Origin of the sequence: Streptomyces exfoliatus (genome assembly GCF_000725545.1) — a bacterium.
Classification (GTDB): domain Bacteria; phylum Actinomycetota; class Actinomycetes; order Streptomycetales; family Streptomycetaceae; genus Streptomyces; species Streptomyces exfoliatus.
Genome location: NZ_KL647056.1, coordinates 297,716 through 313,198, shown reverse-complemented (window position 1 = coordinate 313,198; position 15,483 = coordinate 297,716). Strand labels below are relative to the sequence as shown.

17 protein-coding genes and 1 pseudogene are annotated in these 15,483 nt (G+C 70.2%); 6 read left to right on the top strand and 12 right to left on the bottom strand.

From position 1 onward, the window contains the following. Window positions 1-5 precede the first annotated feature (5 nt). The 6 genes from rplW to IO20_RS0135900 form a co-directional block, all read right to left on the bottom strand. Window positions 6-329, bottom strand: coding sequence for a 50S ribosomal protein L23 (rplW, locus tag IO20_RS0135925; protein WP_024755407.1), 324 nt, complete (start codon window positions 327-329; stop codon window positions 6-8). Continuing rightward, on the bottom strand, window positions 329-979 hold the full coding sequence (gene rplD / locus IO20_RS0135920) for a 50S ribosomal protein L4 (protein ID WP_030549264.1): 651 nt from the start codon (window positions 977-979) through the stop codon (window positions 329-331). Before rplD ends, rplW begins: the two co-directional genes overlap by 1 nt. 7 nt (window positions 980-986) lie before the next feature. Then, window positions 987-1,631, bottom strand: coding sequence for a 50S ribosomal protein L3 (rplC, locus tag IO20_RS0135915; RefSeq protein ID WP_024755405.1), 645 nt, complete (start codon window positions 1,629-1,631; stop codon window positions 987-989). A gap of 11 nt (window positions 1,632-1,642) precedes the next feature. Further along, window positions 1,643-1,951: a 30S ribosomal protein S10 gene (rpsJ, locus tag IO20_RS0135910; protein WP_003948644.1), complete on the bottom strand. Its 309-nt coding sequence runs from the start codon at window positions 1,949-1,951 to the stop codon at window positions 1,643-1,645. Window positions 1,952-2,406: 455 nt separating this feature from the next. Continuing rightward, on the bottom strand, window positions 2,407-3,648 hold the full coding sequence (locus tag IO20_RS0135905) for an RNA polymerase sigma factor (protein WP_030549268.1): 1,242 nt from the start codon (window positions 3,646-3,648) through the stop codon (window positions 2,407-2,409). Further along, window positions 3,645-4,007 (bottom strand): YciI family protein, encoded by a 363-nt coding sequence (locus IO20_RS0135900; protein ID WP_030213997.1) that lies wholly within the window; start codon window positions 4,005-4,007, stop codon window positions 3,645-3,647. The genes IO20_RS0135905 and IO20_RS0135900 overlap by 4 nt, the downstream gene beginning before the upstream one ends. 184 nt (window positions 4,008-4,191) lie before the next feature. Between IO20_RS0135900 and IO20_RS0135895 the strand changes: the two genes are divergently transcribed. Beyond that, complete coding sequence (locus tag IO20_RS0135895) at window positions 4,192-6,174, top strand: PIG-L family deacetylase (protein WP_030549269.1); 1,983 nt, start codon at window positions 4,192-4,194, stop codon at window positions 6,172-6,174. Window positions 6,175-6,262: 88 nt separating this feature from the next. Here IO20_RS0135895 and tuf read toward each other — a convergent pair whose 3' ends face one another. From tuf to IO20_RS0135870, 5 genes and pseudogenes are all read right to left on the bottom strand, one after another. Then, the gene (gene tuf, locus IO20_RS0135890) at window positions 6,263-7,456 is read right to left on the bottom strand and encodes an elongation factor Tu (RefSeq protein WP_030213992.1); all 1,194 of its coding nucleotides are present in this window, start codon (window positions 7,454-7,456) and stop codon (window positions 6,263-6,265) included. A 150-nt stretch (window positions 7,457-7,606) separates the two neighbouring features. Further along, window positions 7,607-9,708 (bottom strand): annotated as a pseudogene (gene fusA / locus IO20_RS37400) (elongation factor G). 39 nt (window positions 9,709-9,747) lie between these two features. Beyond that, window positions 9,748-10,218 carry a 30S ribosomal protein S7 gene (rpsG, locus tag IO20_RS0135880; RefSeq protein ID WP_015035567.1) on the bottom strand — a complete coding sequence of 157 codons (471 nt, stop codon included), beginning with the start codon at window positions 10,216-10,218 and terminating at the stop codon, window positions 9,748-9,750. Window positions 10,219-10,220: 2 nt separating this feature from the next. Beyond that, the gene (rpsL, locus tag IO20_RS0135875) at window positions 10,221-10,592 is read right to left on the bottom strand and encodes a 30S ribosomal protein S12 (protein ID WP_003948652.1); all 372 of its coding nucleotides are present in this window, start codon (window positions 10,590-10,592) and stop codon (window positions 10,221-10,223) included. A gap of 286 nt (window positions 10,593-10,878) precedes the next feature. After that, complete coding sequence (locus IO20_RS0135870) at window positions 10,879-11,328, bottom strand: helix-turn-helix domain-containing protein (protein ID WP_030213988.1); 450 nt, start codon at window positions 11,326-11,328, stop codon at window positions 10,879-10,881. 252 nt (window positions 11,329-11,580) lie between these two features. On the opposite strand from IO20_RS0135870, the gene IO20_RS0135865 reads away from it, so the two are divergent. The 3 genes from IO20_RS0135865 to IO20_RS0135855 are packed head-to-tail and all read left to right on the top strand — an operon-like array spanning window position 11,581 to window position 12,930. Beyond that, window positions 11,581-11,856 (top strand): WhiB family transcriptional regulator, encoded by a 276-nt coding sequence (locus IO20_RS0135865; protein WP_030549827.1) that lies wholly within the window; start codon window positions 11,581-11,583, stop codon window positions 11,854-11,856. Continuing rightward, window positions 11,849-12,703, top strand: coding sequence for a hypothetical protein (locus tag IO20_RS0135860; RefSeq protein ID WP_245685177.1), 855 nt, complete (start codon window positions 11,849-11,851; stop codon window positions 12,701-12,703). The genes IO20_RS0135865 and IO20_RS0135860 overlap by 8 nt, the downstream gene beginning before the upstream one ends. Further along, window positions 12,697-12,930, top strand: a complete 234-nt coding sequence (locus IO20_RS0135855) for a MerR family transcriptional regulator (RefSeq protein WP_245685176.1) — start codon at window positions 12,697-12,699, stop codon at window positions 12,928-12,930. The genes IO20_RS0135860 and IO20_RS0135855 overlap by 7 nt, the downstream gene beginning before the upstream one ends. Before the next feature lie 51 nt (window positions 12,931-12,981). Here IO20_RS0135855 and IO20_RS0135850 read toward each other — a convergent pair whose 3' ends face one another. After that, the gene (locus tag IO20_RS0135850) at window positions 12,982-13,809 is read right to left on the bottom strand and encodes an ATP-grasp domain-containing protein (RefSeq protein ID WP_030549830.1); all 828 of its coding nucleotides are present in this window, start codon (window positions 13,807-13,809) and stop codon (window positions 12,982-12,984) included. Window positions 13,810-14,228: 419 nt separating this feature from the next. Here IO20_RS0135850 and IO20_RS0135845 point away from each other — a divergent pair, with 419 nt between their 5' ends. Both IO20_RS0135845 and IO20_RS0135840 read left to right on the top strand, forming a co-directional pair. Beyond that, window positions 14,229-14,639, top strand: coding sequence for a phage tail termination protein (locus IO20_RS0135845; protein WP_030213975.1), 411 nt, complete (start codon window positions 14,229-14,231; stop codon window positions 14,637-14,639). Window positions 14,640-14,794: 155 nt separating this feature from the next. Continuing rightward, the gene (locus tag IO20_RS0135840; RefSeq protein WP_030549831.1) at window positions 14,795-15,406 is read left to right on the top strand and encodes a phage tail tube protein; all 612 of its coding nucleotides are present in this window, start codon (window positions 14,795-14,797) and stop codon (window positions 15,404-15,406) included. The last annotated feature ends 77 nt before the right edge of the window (window positions 15,407-15,483 follow it).

Here is a 15,483-nt window from a genome sequence, read left to right as displayed (position 1 = left end):
CGCCGTTAGGCGGTCGGACCGCCGAAGATGTCGATACGGTTGCCCTCGGCAAGGGTCACGATGGCGCGCTTGGTGTCCTTGCGCTTACCGAATCCGGCCTTGGTGCGCTTGCGCTTGCCCTGGCGGTTGATCGTGTTGACCCCGGTGACCTTGACCGAGAAGACCGCCTCGACGGCCTGCTTGATCTGGGTCTTGTTGGAGCCAGGCGCGACGATGAACGTGTACTTGTTCTCGTCCAGCAGGGCGTAGCTCTTCTCCGAGACAACCGGCTTGACGAGAATGTCGCGCGGGTCCGAGAAGGTCTTGCTGGTGACGACGGCCTCAGTCATCAGGCGTCGCTCCCTTCGGTCTCAGCGGTCTGGGGGCCAGACACGAAGGACTCGAGGGCGGCCTGCGTGAAGACCACGTCGTCGGAGACGATCACGTCGTACGTGTTGAGCTGGCCCGGCTCCAGGATGTGCACCTGGGGCAGGTTACGAGCGGACAGCCACGCGGCCTCGTCGGAGCGCTCGACGACCAGGAGCAGGTTCTTGCGCTCCGAGATCTTGCCGAACAGCGTCTTCGCGGCCTTGGTGGAGACCTCGCCCTCGACCACGCCGGTGACGACGTGGATGCGGGAGTGGTTCGCCCGGTCCGAGAGGGCACCGCGGAGGGCGGCGGCCTTCATCTTCTTCGGGGTCCGCTGCGAGTAGTCACGCGGCTGCGGGCCGTGGACGACGCCACCACCGGCGAACTGCGGGGCGCGGGTCGAACCCTGACGGGCGCGGCCGGTGCCCTTCTGGCGGTAAGGCTTCTTGCCACCACCGCGGACTTCGCCACGGGTCTTGGTCTTGTGCGTGCCCTGACGGGCCGCTGCCAGCTGCGCGACGACGACCTGGTGGATCAGCGGGATGCTGACCTTCGCGCCGAAGATCTCCGAGGGGAGTTCGACGGTCCCGGCCTTGTCGCCTGCCGGCGAAAGGATGTCAATGGTGCTCATCGGTTCCTCAAACCCCCTTGGCCGCGGTGCGGACCAGGACGAGGCCACCGTTGGGGCCGGGGACGGCGCCCTTGATGAGCAGCAGACCCTTCTCGGCGTCAACGGCGTGGACGGTCAGGTTCTGGGTGGTCACACGCTCGTTGCCCATGCGACCAGCCATCTTCATGCCCTTGAAGACACGGCCCGGGGTGGCACAGCCACCGATGGAACCGGGCTTGCGGTGCACGCGGTGGGCACCGTGCGACGCCTTGCCACCACGGAAGTTGTGGCGCTTCATGACACCGGCGAAGCCCTTGCCCTTGCTCTTGCCGGTGACGTCGACCTTCACGCCGGCCTCGAAGAGCTCGGCGGTGATCTCCTGGCCGAGCGTGTACTCGGAGGCGTCAGCGGTGCGGAGCTCCACCAGGTGGCGGCGCGGGGTGACGTCGGCCTTGGCGAAGTGACCCTTGAGGGGCTTGTTCACCTTGCGAGGGTCGATCTCGCCGAAGGCGATCTGGACCGACTCGTAGCCGTCGACGTCGTTCGTACGCACCTGGGTCACGACATTGGGGCCGGCCTTGACGACGGTCACCGGGACGACCCGGTTGTTCTCGTCCCAGACCTGCGTCATGCCGAGCTTCTCGCCCAGGATGCCCTTGATGTTCTTAGCCATCTCGCGCGCCCTCAGAGCTTGATCTCGATGTCAACGCCCGCCGGGAGGTCGAGACGCATGAGCGAGTCAACCGTCTTCGGCGTGGGGTCGAGGATGTCGATGAGGCGCTTGTGCGTGCGCATCTCGAAGTGCTCGCGCGAGTCCTTGTACTTGTGCGGCGACTTGATGACGCAGTACACGTTCTTCTCAGTGGGCAGCGGCACCGGGCCTGCGACCGACGCACCAGTGCGGGTCACCGTCTCGACGATCTTCTTCGCCGAGGAGTCGATGACCTCGTGGTCGTAGGCCTTGAGCCGGATGCGGATCTTCTGTCCCGCCATGGCTACTAGTAGTCCTTTGTCTCGTAACGCTCTGGAACCCGATCGGCTGTGCTGTGAACAGCGCGGTCTGTCTCCGACCCACGCGGTCGGGCGTGTCGCGCTCCCTCTACGCAGAAATCCCTGAGGATTTCCCAACCAAGGGGGCGCGGTCGCCATGACCGCCGGCCGGGGGCTAAACACCCACCGGGTGCCTGGCCGGTACCCCGCTGACGCTTCCCAGAAGATTCCCGTACGTCCGCCCCTGAAAAGGAGCGACGAGTACTGTGGGACTCGCTTCCAGTCCTCCCGACGGGAGGCGCGCAGCATCGGCACTCAACCGAGCAACCCCGACAGTCTGCCACACCGGGCCATGCCGCCGCCAATCGGAACCGGAGACTGTACCCCACGTCACGTACGGCCATGCGCCGGGGCGCGAGCGCCGGGTCGTGGTCCGCCGGACGGCGGACCCTCCCGGTTCACCCCAAGCGCCGTGCGCGCTCCGTGAGATGACGGCGTTCGGGGGCGCTGGTCGTCCGGCGGGCCGCCTCCCGGTAGGCGACGGCCGCCGCCTCCTTCTCGCCGAGGAGTTCGAGCAGATGGGCCCGGGTGGCGAGGAGCCGGTGGTACCCGGCCGTGCGCTTGTCCGCCGCCAGCTCGTCCAGGAGGGCCAGACCGGCCCCGGGTCCGTGGACCATCGCCACGGCCACCGCCCGGTTGAGGGTGATCACGGGGTTCGCCCCGGTCCGCTCCAGGAGCTCGTAGAGGGCGAGGATCTGCGGCCAGTCGGTGGCCTCCGCGGACTCCGCCTCGTCGTGGACGGCCGCGATGGCCGCCTGCAGCTGGTAGGGGCCGACCTGGCCGCGGGGCAGGGTACGGCTGATCAGCTCGACGCCCTCCGTGACGAGCCCGGCGTCCCAGCGCCCCCGGTCCTGCTCCGCGAGCGGCACCAGCTCGCCGTGCGGGCCCGTGCGGGCCGGCCTGCGGGCGTCGGTGAGCAGCATCAGGGCGAGCAGGCCCGCCGTCTCGGTGTCCTCCGGCAGCAGCCGGTGGAGCAGCCGCGCGAGCCGGATCGCCTCGGTGGACAGCTCCGGCGCGACCAATGCGTCCCCGCCGCTGGTCGTATAGCCCTCGTTGAAGATCAGGTAGAGCACGTGCCGTACGTCGGCGAGGCGGGCCGTGCGGTCCTCGCCCTCGGGCAGCGCGAACGAGCCGCCGGCCGCCCTGATCGTCTGCTTGGCCCGGCTGATCCGCTGCGCCATGGTCGACTCGGGTACGAGGAAGGCGGCGGCGATCTGCGCGGTGGTGAGGCCGCCCACGGCGCGCAGGGTGAGCGCGATCCGGCTGGGCGGCGACAGGTCCGGGTGGCAGCAGAGGAAGAGCAGCGACAGCGAGTCGTCCCGGTCGGTGTCCGGGGTGTCGTCCGCAGCGCGTGCGAGCAGCGCCGAGTCCGGGGTCGCGAGGGCCACGGCGTCCTCGCGGCGCCTGCGCGCGGCCTCGCTGCGGACCAGATCGACGTACCGGCGGGCGGCGACGGTCACCAGCCATCCGCGCGGGTTGTCGGGGACGCCCTGCCGGGGCCACTGCTCCGCGGCGGCCATCAGGGCCTCCTGGACGGCGTCCTCGCAGACGTCGAAGGCGCCGTACCGCCGTACGAGCGCGCCGAGGACCTGCGGCGCACACGTGCGCAGCAGGTCCTCGATCTCGTGCGTGCCGGTCACACGTCCGCCGCGGACTCGTGCAGGACCGGCCACAGCTCGACGGGGTCGACGTCCGCGAACGGCATGTCGGCGGCGATCTGCTGGGCGCGCTCCAGGCTGTCGCAGTCGAGCAGGTAGAAGCTGGCCAGGTACTCCTTGGTCTCCAGGTACGGGCCGTCGGTGACCGCGGGGGCGCCGCCCTCGCGGCGGACCAGCTGGGCGGCGGCGGCGTCGGCGAGCCCGTACGCGCCGACCAGCTCGCCGCTCTCGCGGTACTTCCGGTTGAAGGCCTCCTGCTTGGCTATCGCCTCGGGCCAGGCCTCGGCGGGGAAGGAGTCCCACTTGGCCTGGTTGCCGTAGATCATCGCGACGTACTTCATCTCGGGTGTCCTCCCCGTCCCGCGCGCCCCCGTGGCGCGCTTTCACCCCTGGGTCGGAGCCATGATCGCCGCTTCGACATCGCTGCGCGGGATTCTCCGAACTTTTTCTCCCGGCGTCGGCACGGCACAACCTCTTCGCCCGCGGAGCCGTCTTCCAGGCGACCCCTGAGCGAAGGACCCGCACGTGCAGCCCACCCCACCCCGCCGGCGAGCGGTTCTCGCCGCCGCCCTCGCCGCCACGACGGCCGCCGCCGGGTGCTCCGTACCGGAGCCGCGCCGGGCCACCCCGACGGCGGATCCGGCGCCGGGGAAGCCGATCGCGGACGCGCGGACCCGGCGGGCGCTGGTGCTGCAGTTCTCCGCGCATCCGGACGACGACCTGTACTTCATGAACCCGGACACGCAGCGGCTGCTCGACGCGGGGGTCCCCCTCGTCTCCGTGTACGTGACTGCGGGCGAGCACACCGGCCGGAACCGGATCGCCGGGATGCCGGAGACTCCGCCGGACCGGGCGGCCTACTCGGCGGCCCGCCACCAGGGCCTGCGCCAGTCGTACGCCGTGGCGCTCGGGCTTCCGGTGTTCACGTCCTGGCGGCGGGAGACGCTGACGCTGCCGGGCGGCCGGCGTGCCGAGGTCGACACGCTCACGCACGGCGGCCGCCGGATCGAGCTGGTCTTCCTCAACCTGCCGATGCACACCTCCCGCCGGTACATGGCGCTGCCCGCGCTCTGGGACGACCGGGCCCTCGAACTGCGGACCCATCTGTCGGCCGGCTCCCCCGTCACCCGCGCCGACACCTACGACTACGACCAGCTGGTCGGCGCCCTCGTCGGGCTGCTGAGCCGCTACCGGCCCACGGTGGTGCACACCCTGGACCCGGACCCGGACGTCCAGCACGGCGACGAGGCCACCCGGCGGCGGAACTCCGAGCAGCCGGGGTACTCGGACCACGGCGACCACACGGCGGTCGGCTGCTTCACCTGGGCCGCGCTGTGCCGCTGGGTGTCGGACGCGGTCCGGGACGGCGAACCGATACCGGCGTTCACGGCGAAGGCCTTCCGCGGCTACTACAACCGGCACTGGCCGAAGAACCTGCCTCCCGCGGTCCTGGAGGAGAAGGCCGCGCGCCTCGTCCCGTACGGCGGTGATCCCTCCTGGCAGTGCGGGAACCCAGCGGGCTGCGGCGACTACGGCGTCGGTGGCGACCGGCCGCTGACGAACCACAAGGGCTGGGTCCGCTCCACGCACCACCGCTGGCCCGGCGCCCGCCCGGCGCTCGCCGAAGGACCGGACGGGCGACTCACCGCGTACGGGGTGCTCGGGCTGCGCGCGGTCCGCTGGCGCGAGTCGGCTCCCGGGGTCTGGAGCGAGCCGACGGACCTGGGCGGCGGGCCGCTCGCGCCCGCGCTCGGTTCGGCGATGCTCGCGGACGGCCGGGTGCTGCTCTTCGGGGTGCGGTTCGCCGCGCTCGACGGGCACGGCGGGGCCAACCGGCGCGAGGTGGTGCTCCTGGAGCAGCGCTCCCCCGGCGGCCCGTTCCGCGCCTGGCGGGGACTCGGCTGTCCGGAGCGCCGGGACGAGCGGGGGCGCCGGATCGGCGCTCCGGTGGCGGTCACGGCCCCCGACGGCCGGGTCCACCTCTTCGTACGGAACGCCGACAAGGGCGTCTCGACGCGGGTGCGGGCGGCGGACGGGGCCTGGGGCCCGTGGCGGGCCCTCCCGGGAACGGCGGAGGTCCAGGACGGTCTGGCCGTGTCGGTGGACGCGGCGGGCCGGGTGCACCTGTACGCGGCGGGGCGGGAGTCCGTACGGCACTGGGTGGACGGGGTGGAGCGGGAGGACGGGCTGCCGCTCTCCGGGTCCACGGTGGCGAGCGCGGGCGGCGAGCTGTACCACCGGGCTCCGGCGGCGGCGGCGCTGCTCGGTCCGGACGGCGACGCCCGTCTCGACGGGTACGGGGACGTGGTCGCGGCGCGTTCGGCGCCGCTCGGGACGGTGCTCCTCGGCACCGACACCGACGGCGGGGTGACGGTACGGGCCGGCGGCCGGCTCCGTACCCGTACGACGGGCCCGGAGGCGGTGTCGGCCGCGCTGCACCTGGGGGCGGACGGAGCGACCGTGGTGGGCCTGGGCGCCGACGGACACCCCTGGAGCTGGCGGCCGTAGGCACGCAGGTGAGACGCGAGAAGGCCCCGCACCGAAAGGTGCGGGGCCTTCTCCTGCAGCTCGTGGAGCTACCAGGTCAGATCAGAGATTACTCGGTGATCGAGACGACCTGGCCGGCGCCGACGGTCCGGCCACCCTCACGGATGGCGAACTTGAGGCCCTCCTCCATGGCGATGGGCTGGATCAGCTCAACGCTCATGGCGGTGTTGTCGCCCGGCATGACCATCTCGGTGCCCTCGGGGAGGGTCACGACGCCGGTCACGTCCGTGGTACGGAAGTAGAACTGCGGGCGGTAGTTGTTGAAGAAGGGGGTGTGACGGCCACCCTCGTCCTTCGACAGGATGTAGGCCTGGGCCTCGAACTTCGTGTGCGGCGTGACCGAGCCGGGCTTGATGATGACCTGGCCGCGCTCGACATCCTCGCGCTTGATGCCACGGAGGAGCAGACCGACGTTCTCACCGGCCTGGCCCTCGTCGAGCAGCTTGCGGAACATCTCGATACCGGTGACCGTGGTGGTGGTCTTCTCGGTCTTGATGCCGATGATGTCGACGGTCTCGTTGACCTTGAGGATACCGCGCTCGATACGACCGGTGACGACGGTGCCGCGACCGGTGATCGTGAAGACGTCCTCGATCGGCATCAGGAACGGCTTGTCGACGTCACGCTCGGGCTGCGGGATGGACTCGTCGACGGCCTTCATCAGACCGAGGAGCTTGTCCGCCCACTCCTTGTCGCCCTCAAGGGCCTTGAGCGCGGAGACGCGGACGACCGGAAGGTCGTCGCCCGGGAACTCGTACTCGGAGAGGAGCTCACGGACCTCGAGCTCGACGAGCTCCAGGATCTCCTCGTCGTCCACCATGTCGGCCTTGTTCAGGGCGACGACGATGTACGGAACGCCGACCTGGCGGGCCAGGAGCACGTGCTCCTTGGTCTGCGGCATCGGGCCGTCGGTGGCGGCGACCACGAGGATGGCGCCGTCCATCTGCGCCGCACCCGTGATCATGTTCTTGATGTAGTCCGCGTGACCGGGGCAGTCGACGTGGGCGTAGTGACGCGACTCGGTCTGGTACTCGACGTGCGCGATCGAGATCGTGATACCGCGCTGGCGCTCCTCGGGAGCCTTGTCGATCTGGTCGAAGGCCGAGGCCTCGTTCAGGTCCGGGTACGCGTCGTGCAGCACCTTGGTAATGGCGGCCGTGAGGGTCGTCTTACCGTGGTCAATGTGACCGATGGTGCCGATGTTGACGTGCGGCTTAGTCCGCTCGAACTTTGCCTTCGCCACTGAATCCTCCTGCGGAGTGGTTCTGTACGCCTTGCTTCATCGGCGCCAGGTGATCTTTGCTGGGATGCCAGTCGCCGGGGCCCGTTCCTCGGGGTTCCGGGGCGGAACCCCGGCGACTGGTGTCAAGCCTAAAGCGTGAACTCGGGAGAGTTACTCGCCCTTGGCCTTCGCGATGATCTCCTCGGCGACGTTCCGCGGAACCTCGGCGTAGGAGTCGAACTGCATCGAGTAGCTTGCGCGACCCGAGGTCTTGCTGCGGAGGTCTCCGACGTAGCCGAACATCTCCGAGAGGGGCACGAGGCCCTTCACGACGCGAGCGCCGCTGCGCTCCTCCATGGCCTGGATCTGGCCACGGCGGGAGTTGATGTCGCCGATGACCTCACCCATGTAGTCCTCGGGCGTGGTGACCTCGACGGACATCATGGGCTCGAGGATGACCGGCGAAGCCTTCCGCGCGGCCTCCTTGAAGGCCTGCGAACCGGCGATCTTGAACGCCAGCTCGGAGGAGTCGACCTCGTGGTAGCCACCGTCGAGAAGGATGACGCGGACGCCAGTCATCTCGTAGCCGGCCAGGATGCCGAACTGCATGGCCTCCTGCGCACCCGCATCGACCGAAGGGATGTACTCCTTCGGGATGCGGCCACCGGTGACCTTGTTCACGAACTCGTACGAGGCGTCGCCGCCCTCGATGGGCTCGATCGCGATCTGCACCTTGGCGAACTGACCGGTACCACCGGTCTGCTTCTTGTGGGTGTAGTCAAGTCGCTCGACGGCCTTGCGGATCGTCTCGCGGTACGCGACCTGCGGCTTGCCGACGTTCGCCTCGACCTTGAACTCGCGACGCATGCGGTCGACGAGGATGTCGAGGTGAAGCTCGCCCATACCACCGATGATGGTCTGGCCGGTCTCCTCGTCCGAGTGCACCTGGAAGGAGGGGTCCTCCTCCGCGAGACGCTGGATGGCGACACCCAGCTTCTCCTGGTCACCCTTGGACTTGGGCTCGATGGCGACCTGAATGACCGGCGCCGGGAAGTCCATGGACTCCAGGATGACCGGGTTCTTCTCGTCGCACAGCGTCTCACCGGTGGTGGTCTGCTTGAGGCCCATGACGGCGACGATGTCGCCGGCGCCCACCGAGTCGATCTCCTCACGCTTGTTCGCGTGCATGCGGTAGATCTTGCCGATGCGCTCCTTCTTGCCCTTGACGGAGTTCAGCACCGCGGTGCCGGCCTCCAGGCGACCGGAGTAGATCCGGACGAAGGTGAGCTTGCCGAGGTGCGGGTCGCTCGCGATCTTGAACGCGAGGGCCGACAGCGGCTCGTCGTCGGACGGCTTGCGCCGCACGATCTCCTCCGCNNGACGTCCAGGGGGGAGGGGAGGTAGCGGACGACGGCGTCGAGCAGGGGCTGGACGCCCTTGTTCTTGAACGCGGTGCCACAGAAGACGGGGGTGACCGTCTTCTCGCCGCCACCCTTGCCGGAGGCGATGGTGATGCGACGGACGGCAGCGTAGAGCTGCTCCTCGGTGGGCTCGACGCCCTCGAGGAAGAGCTCCATGAGCTCCTCGTCGTTCTCCGCGACGGTCTCGACCAGCTTCGCGCGCCACTCTTCGGCGAGCTCGGTGTGCGAGGCCGGGATGTCGACGACGTCGTACATCTCACCCTTGCTGGCCTCGGCGGACCAGACAAGCGCCTTCATGCGGACGAGGTCGACGACGCCCTGGAAGTCCATCTCGGCGCCGATCGGGAGCTGCATGACGATCGGGACGGCGCCGAGGCGCTCCACGATCATGTCGACGCAGCGGAGGAACTCGGCACCCGTACGGTCGAGCTTGTTGACGAAGCAGATGCGCGGGACGCCGTAGCGGTCCGCCTGACGCCAGACAGTCTCGGACTGGGGCTCGACGCCGGCCACACCGTCGAACACGGTGACAGCACCGTCGAGCACGCGCAGCGAACGCTCCACCTCGACGGTGAAGTCGACGTGGCCCGGCGTGTCGATGATGTTGATCGTGTGATCGACGTCCTCGAGCGGCCAGTGGCAGGTCGTCGCGGCCGACGTGATCGTGATGCCGCGCTCCTGCTCCTGCTCCATCCAGTCCATCGTGGCAGCGCCGTCGTGGACTTCACCGATCTTGTACGAGACACCGGTGTAGAACAGGATCCGCTCGGTGGTGGTCGTCTTGCCCGCGTCGATGTGCGCCATGATGCCGATGTTGCGCACCTTGGCAAGGTCAAGCGAAGTGGTAGCCATATCGGCTCAGTCTTCTCTCGGTCTCGATGTGGGTTGCGACTACCAGCGGTAGTGCGCGAAGGCCTTGTTGGACTCGGCCATCTTGTGCGTGTCCTCACGCTTCTTGACGGCCGCACCGAGGCCGTTCGAGGCGTCGAGGAGCTCGTTCATGAGGCGCTCGGTCATGGTCTTCTCGCGACGGGCGCGGGAGTAACCGACGAGCCAGCGGAGGGCCAGCGTGGACGCGCGGCCCGGCTTGACCTCGATCGGCACCTGGTAGGTGGCGCCACCGACACGGCGGGACTTGACCTCGAGGGCCGGCTTCACGTTCTCGAGAGCGCGCTTCAGCGTGATGACGGGGTCCTGGCCGGTCTTCTCACGAAGACCCTCCATGGCGCCGTACACGATGCGCTCGGCGGTGGAACGCTTGCCGTCCAGCAGGATCTTGTTGATCAGCGAGGTGACAAGAGGAGAGCTGTAGACCGGGTCGATGATGACCGGGCGCTTCGGGGCGGGGCCCTTACGAGGCATTCTTACTTCTCCTTCTTGGCGCCGTAGCGGCTGCGAGCCTGCTTACGGTTCTTGACGCCCTGCGTGTCGAGGGAACCGCGGATGATCTTGTAGCGAACACCCGGCAGGTCCTTCACACGGCCACCGCGCACGAGCACGATCGAGTGCTCCTGCAGGTTGTGACCCTCACCCGGGATGTAGGCCGTGACCTCGATGCCGGAGGTCAGACGCACACGCGCGACCTTACGGAGGGCCGAGTTCGGCTTCTTCGGGGTGGTCGTGAACACACGCGTGCAGACGCCGCGACGCTGAGGGGAACCCTCGAGTGCGGGCGTCTTGTTCTTCTCGACCTTGTCCTGCCGGCCCTTCCGGACCAGCTGCTGGATCGTAGGCACTACTTCTCCGGTTTCTGTGTGCCGTCGTAAAACTAACCTGGAACATCCACCGACCCACGCGGTCGGGTGTGTCGAATCGCGCTGACCCTCCACACAAGGCGGAAAGGGCGCGGATTGCGGTGGCCGGTATATGACTCGCCTTGCGGTTGAGGACACGCACGCGAGCCCAGGCACACCCCAGGCACAAGGCATGAGCGTACCTATCGCATGGACTCCGGTCAAAACAAATGCCCACGCGCACGTGGTCCCGGCCTCGCGGGCCGGGACCGGACAAGATCGTCCCTGGTCAGTCGCGGGCGGTCCGGCGGGGCTCGGCCGCCTCCGCGGGCCGCTCCGCCTCCGCGTCGGGTTCCAGGAACTGGTTCACGACCTTGACGAAGACGCCCATGCGCTCATCGGGCACGCCCAGCCAGCGGGCGAAGTCCTCCATCGACGGCTGCCAGTCGTTCGGCGGCAGCAGGTCCGCCGCCATCGGAAGTTCCTCCGGCGTGACGCGACCGGACCTGATGAGCATGTCGCGGACGGAGACGCCGAGCAGCGGGGCGATCCTGCGCATGGTCTCGAGGTCGGGCATGCTCTGCCGCTGCAGCAGCCGCGTCACGGCGGCGCGGTGCACGCCGGCCTCGTCCGCGATCCGTGACTTGCCACCGCCGCGCGGGCTGTCGATGTCGTAGCCCCGCGCTCTCATCAGGCCTTCGACCCATCCCGCGAATTCGTCGAGCCCTTGACTGGTCATGTGTACCGCTCCCTCACTCCCCACCCTCCGGATTCCATACCTTAGCGTGCTTGCGCGCACAGAATTACGTGCTTTCGGGCGCGCAATCGTGTCGAATCGATGAAGACCTGGTCGGGGCGTGCTCACAAGTTTGTTGCGCGCTCGCACGCAACGTGTAAGGCTGCTCATCGCCGCACTCGTCGGCCCCCTGAGCCCCAGAAGCCCCACCGGCCCCATGGACGCCCTGGTGGCCCCGGCCCGTGGAGAAACCTCTTGTTCCCGACCGACCCGTCCCCCTGGCAGGCCTCCGCCGCGTGCGTCGGCCTCTCCCCGTCCGTCGTCTTCGCCCGCCGGCCCAAAGACGCGGCCCCGGCGCTGCGCGCCTGCGCCGACTGCCCCGTCCGCCGCGAGTGCGAGACGGCCGTCGCCCCGGCCGAGAGCTACTTCGACGGCGTCTGCGCGGGCCGCCTGTGGCGCAACGGCCGCCCGGCGGACTCGGCGCGCGTCGCGAAGGCGGTCGCGCAGGCGGGAGGCCGCCGCCGTGGCTGACCTCACCGACCGCATGAGCCCGGACGACGACACCGGCCCCTCCGGCGGCGTCGGCCCGGCCGGCCCCGCCGGTCCTGCCGCCGCCGCCGTACCCGCCCGCCCCGCCGCTGCCGCCGGTCCCGCCGGTCCCGCCGTCGAGCTCGTCCTGCGGGACATCGCCCTCTGGACCGCCTCCCTCGTACGACAGTTCCCCGAGCTCTCCGAGGAGCTGGCCCCCGGCCGCCGCTCCCCCGCCGGGACCGCCCCCAGCGCCCCGCACCCCGGCCGCGACGAGCTGATCCGCCAGGAGCGGCGCGAGGCGCTGCTCCTCGAACAGCGGCACGGCCTCTCCGTACCCGGGCACGGCGCCGCCCCGATCCGGCTCCACATCTCCGACGCCATCCGGGACATCACCGACGGCGTGGTGGAACTCGAGGAGGCGGTCTGCGCCCGGCTCGCCCTGCCGCGGCCGCGCAGGGCCGGGGTGATCGAGCGGCTGCGCCGGATCGTCGGCCTGCTGGACGCCGTCGCCGCCCACCCGGTCCTCGCCCGGCACGTCCGGGACGAGATCCGGCGCATGGCCCGCCGGTGTGCCCGGACCCTGGGCGACTCGGAGACGATCGTCCGGGTCTCGGGGCGCTGCCCCTGGTGCGACTCGGTGTCGCTGCGGGCGTTCCCCGACCGGCGCGCGGTGCTCTGCGTGAACCCGGCGTGCGTGTGCACGGACGCGGCGTGCGGCTGCCAGGACGACCCCGCGTACCGGCACCTGTGGCCGGAGGACGCCTGGGCCGAACTCACGGAGGCCTCGGGGACCCGCACCGAGGAGATCGAAGCGGCGATGGACGACACGAAGGAGACCCCATGCTGAGCACGCCCTCGATGCCCGCGATGTCGGCCCTGCCCGCGCTGCCCGCGCTGATCCCCGGGCCGCTCGCCGCCGAGGAGGCGGGGGTCGCCCCCGCGACGATCCGCAAGTGGGTCCAGCTGGGACACCTGCGGGCCGCGGGCAAGGCGGGCCGCGCCCAGCTCTTCCGCCTGGAGGACGTCTTCGCGGCGGAGCGACGGGCCCGCCGCCGTACCGCGCCCACCGTCTGATCGTCCGTCACCGAAGCGCCCCGAGTCCGCATCCGGACCCGGGGCGCTTCGTCATGCCCCCAGGAAGGCGTGGAGGGAGCGGGCCAGGGTGTCGGCGAAGCGCTCGCGCACCGGCTCGGCGACGCGGTCGAGGGAGAGGTACGGGTTGAGGTCCTCCAGCTCGACGAGGAGCAGCCCGCCCTCAGGAGTGCGGCAGGCGTCGACGCGCTGGATGCCGTGGTCGAGGGTGTTCCAGTCGATGAAGCGGTGGGCGAAGGCGAGGTCGTCCGGGGTCGGTTCGTACGGCTCCAGGACCCAGCGGCGCTCGGGGTCGGGGGCGTACAGGGCGTACTGGAAGAGGTCGTCGACGAAGTAGAAGGACACCTCGTAGCGGAAGTCGACGCGCGGCTGGACGAGGAGTCCGCCGTACGTGAGGCCGGCGAGCTCCTCGTACGCCAGGAAGCGCAGCCCTATGGAGTCCGCCCCGGTCTCGGGCTTGACCGCGTACCGCGGGGCGGCGGGCAGCCGATGGAGGTCCTCGGGGCGGTCGACGGTGGGGATGACGGGGTATCCGGCGGCGGTGAGGTCGAGCAGGTACTGCTTGCCGGCCATGTCGCCGCGCCCGTGGAGGGGGTTGTAGACGCGGGTGCCGAGGGCGAGGGCGCGCTCGCGGAAGGCCTCGTACTCCTTCTGGTACCCGAGGACCGGGCCGCTGTTGCGGACGACGACGGCGTCGAAGCCCGGCATGAGGGCGGCGGCGTCGAGCGGGTGGCAGAGGGCGAGGTCGAAGTCGGCGCGCAGCCGGGCGGCGAGGTGGACGTCCTCGTCGCCGTAGCGCCGCCCCTTGGCCGGATAGGTCAGGTCGGTCACGTAGAGCAGGCGGGGACGGTCGGCGGGCACGGGGCGGCTCCCTCGGTTCGGTGGCGGTCAACCTATCGGGGCGGTTGCCTCCGGCGGACAGAGGTGGGGTGCGCTTCGCGGGGAGGCGGGCCCCGGGTCGCCGCAGATCCGCCGCGGCCCGGTAGGGAGGGCCCCGGCTGGGGGCGCCCCGGAGCCGGAGGGCTCCCCGCCCCGCGGCCGCCCCTCCCGGTCCGGGTGCGGGTCCTCAGGGTCGGCGCGGATCCGATCACCGTTCTAGTTGCGTGCGCGCACGATCGCTGTCACAGTTGGTGCAGCGGCGGAGCTGCGCCCGCAGGACGGGACGCGGCTCCGCCGTCCGCCGTCCGGGCGCGCTGCCGCGCCCCGCCCCCTCCCGCCGGAGCGCCCCGGGCGGCACCCCGTCCCGCACCCCTCCCTCCCCTCTCCCGAGGAGAACCGTCATGACCACTCCCCCGAGTGCTTTCCCGGACGTCGAGAAGCTGGTCGTCGACGTCCTCAAGGCCGACCCCGCCCTGGCCGGCGCGACCATCGCGGTCAACGCGCCGGCCGGCTTCGACGGCACGCAGAGCGCGGTCCTGGTGAACCGCCGCGGCGGCGCCTGGATCGGCGACCTGCACGTCGACATGCCGCTGATCGAGTTCGAGGTGTACGGCCCGAGCAAGAACGCGGCCCACCTCCTCGCCAACGCGGCCCGGCGGTGCCTGCTCGCCACCATCGGCAAGCAGATCGGCGCCAACAACGTCGTCCACGACGTGGAGGAGCAGGACGGGCCGCGCTGGCTGCCCGACTACCTCTACCGGGGCGCCAACCGCTACCTCTGCGTCATCCGCCTCTCCCTCAGCGTCTTCTAGACGCCCTCCGCAGCGTCCTCCGGACGCCCACCGAGCGCTCTTCGGACCCCGCTCGGTCCCCCAGACCAGGCCTCGCCGTCCGGCGGGGCCTTTGCCGTACCCGGGTCACATGCCCGGGGCGGCGCCCTCACCCCATCACAAGGAGAAACCACACCATGGCTGGAAACAACTCCGCCGAAATCCGCGTCGCAGGTACCGGCAAGCTCTACGTGGCCGACGCCGGCACGTCCGCCCCGGCCACCTTCGGCACCGACTCCGCCGCCGACTGGACCGGCGCGGGCTGGAAGGACCTCGGCTTCACCTCCGGCGACGGCGTCACCTTCTCGAAGAAGGACAAGCTGGAGGCCATCGACTCGTGGCAGTCGGTGTCCCCGGTCCACTACATCTACTCGAGCCGTGACCTCTCGCTGAAGTTCTCGCTGCTCCAGTTCAACGAGGACACGCTGCCCTTCTTCATGGGCGGCGACGCCGTCAAGGCGGAGCCGACGCCGGCCGTCGACACCTACCGCTACGAGATCGCCGAGCGCCCGTACGCCGACGTGCGTGCCCTCGGCCTGGAGTTCACCGACGTCAAGGCCGGTGGCACGACCGCGGTGAAGTACCGCTTCATCATCCCGCGCGGCCAGGTCACCGCCACCGACGACATCAAGCTGGCCCGTAAGGCGGCGGCCCAGCTGGGCGTCACCTTCTCCGCCATGTCGAAGGGCGACGGCAAGCCGCTGGCGACCTTCCTCATGAAGGACAGCCAGTACTCCGCGACCGTCTGATCCCTCTCCACCCGGGGCGGGACGGCCGACCGCCGTCCCGCCCCACCCTCCCCTCCTCCTTCTTCCTTCCCGTCACC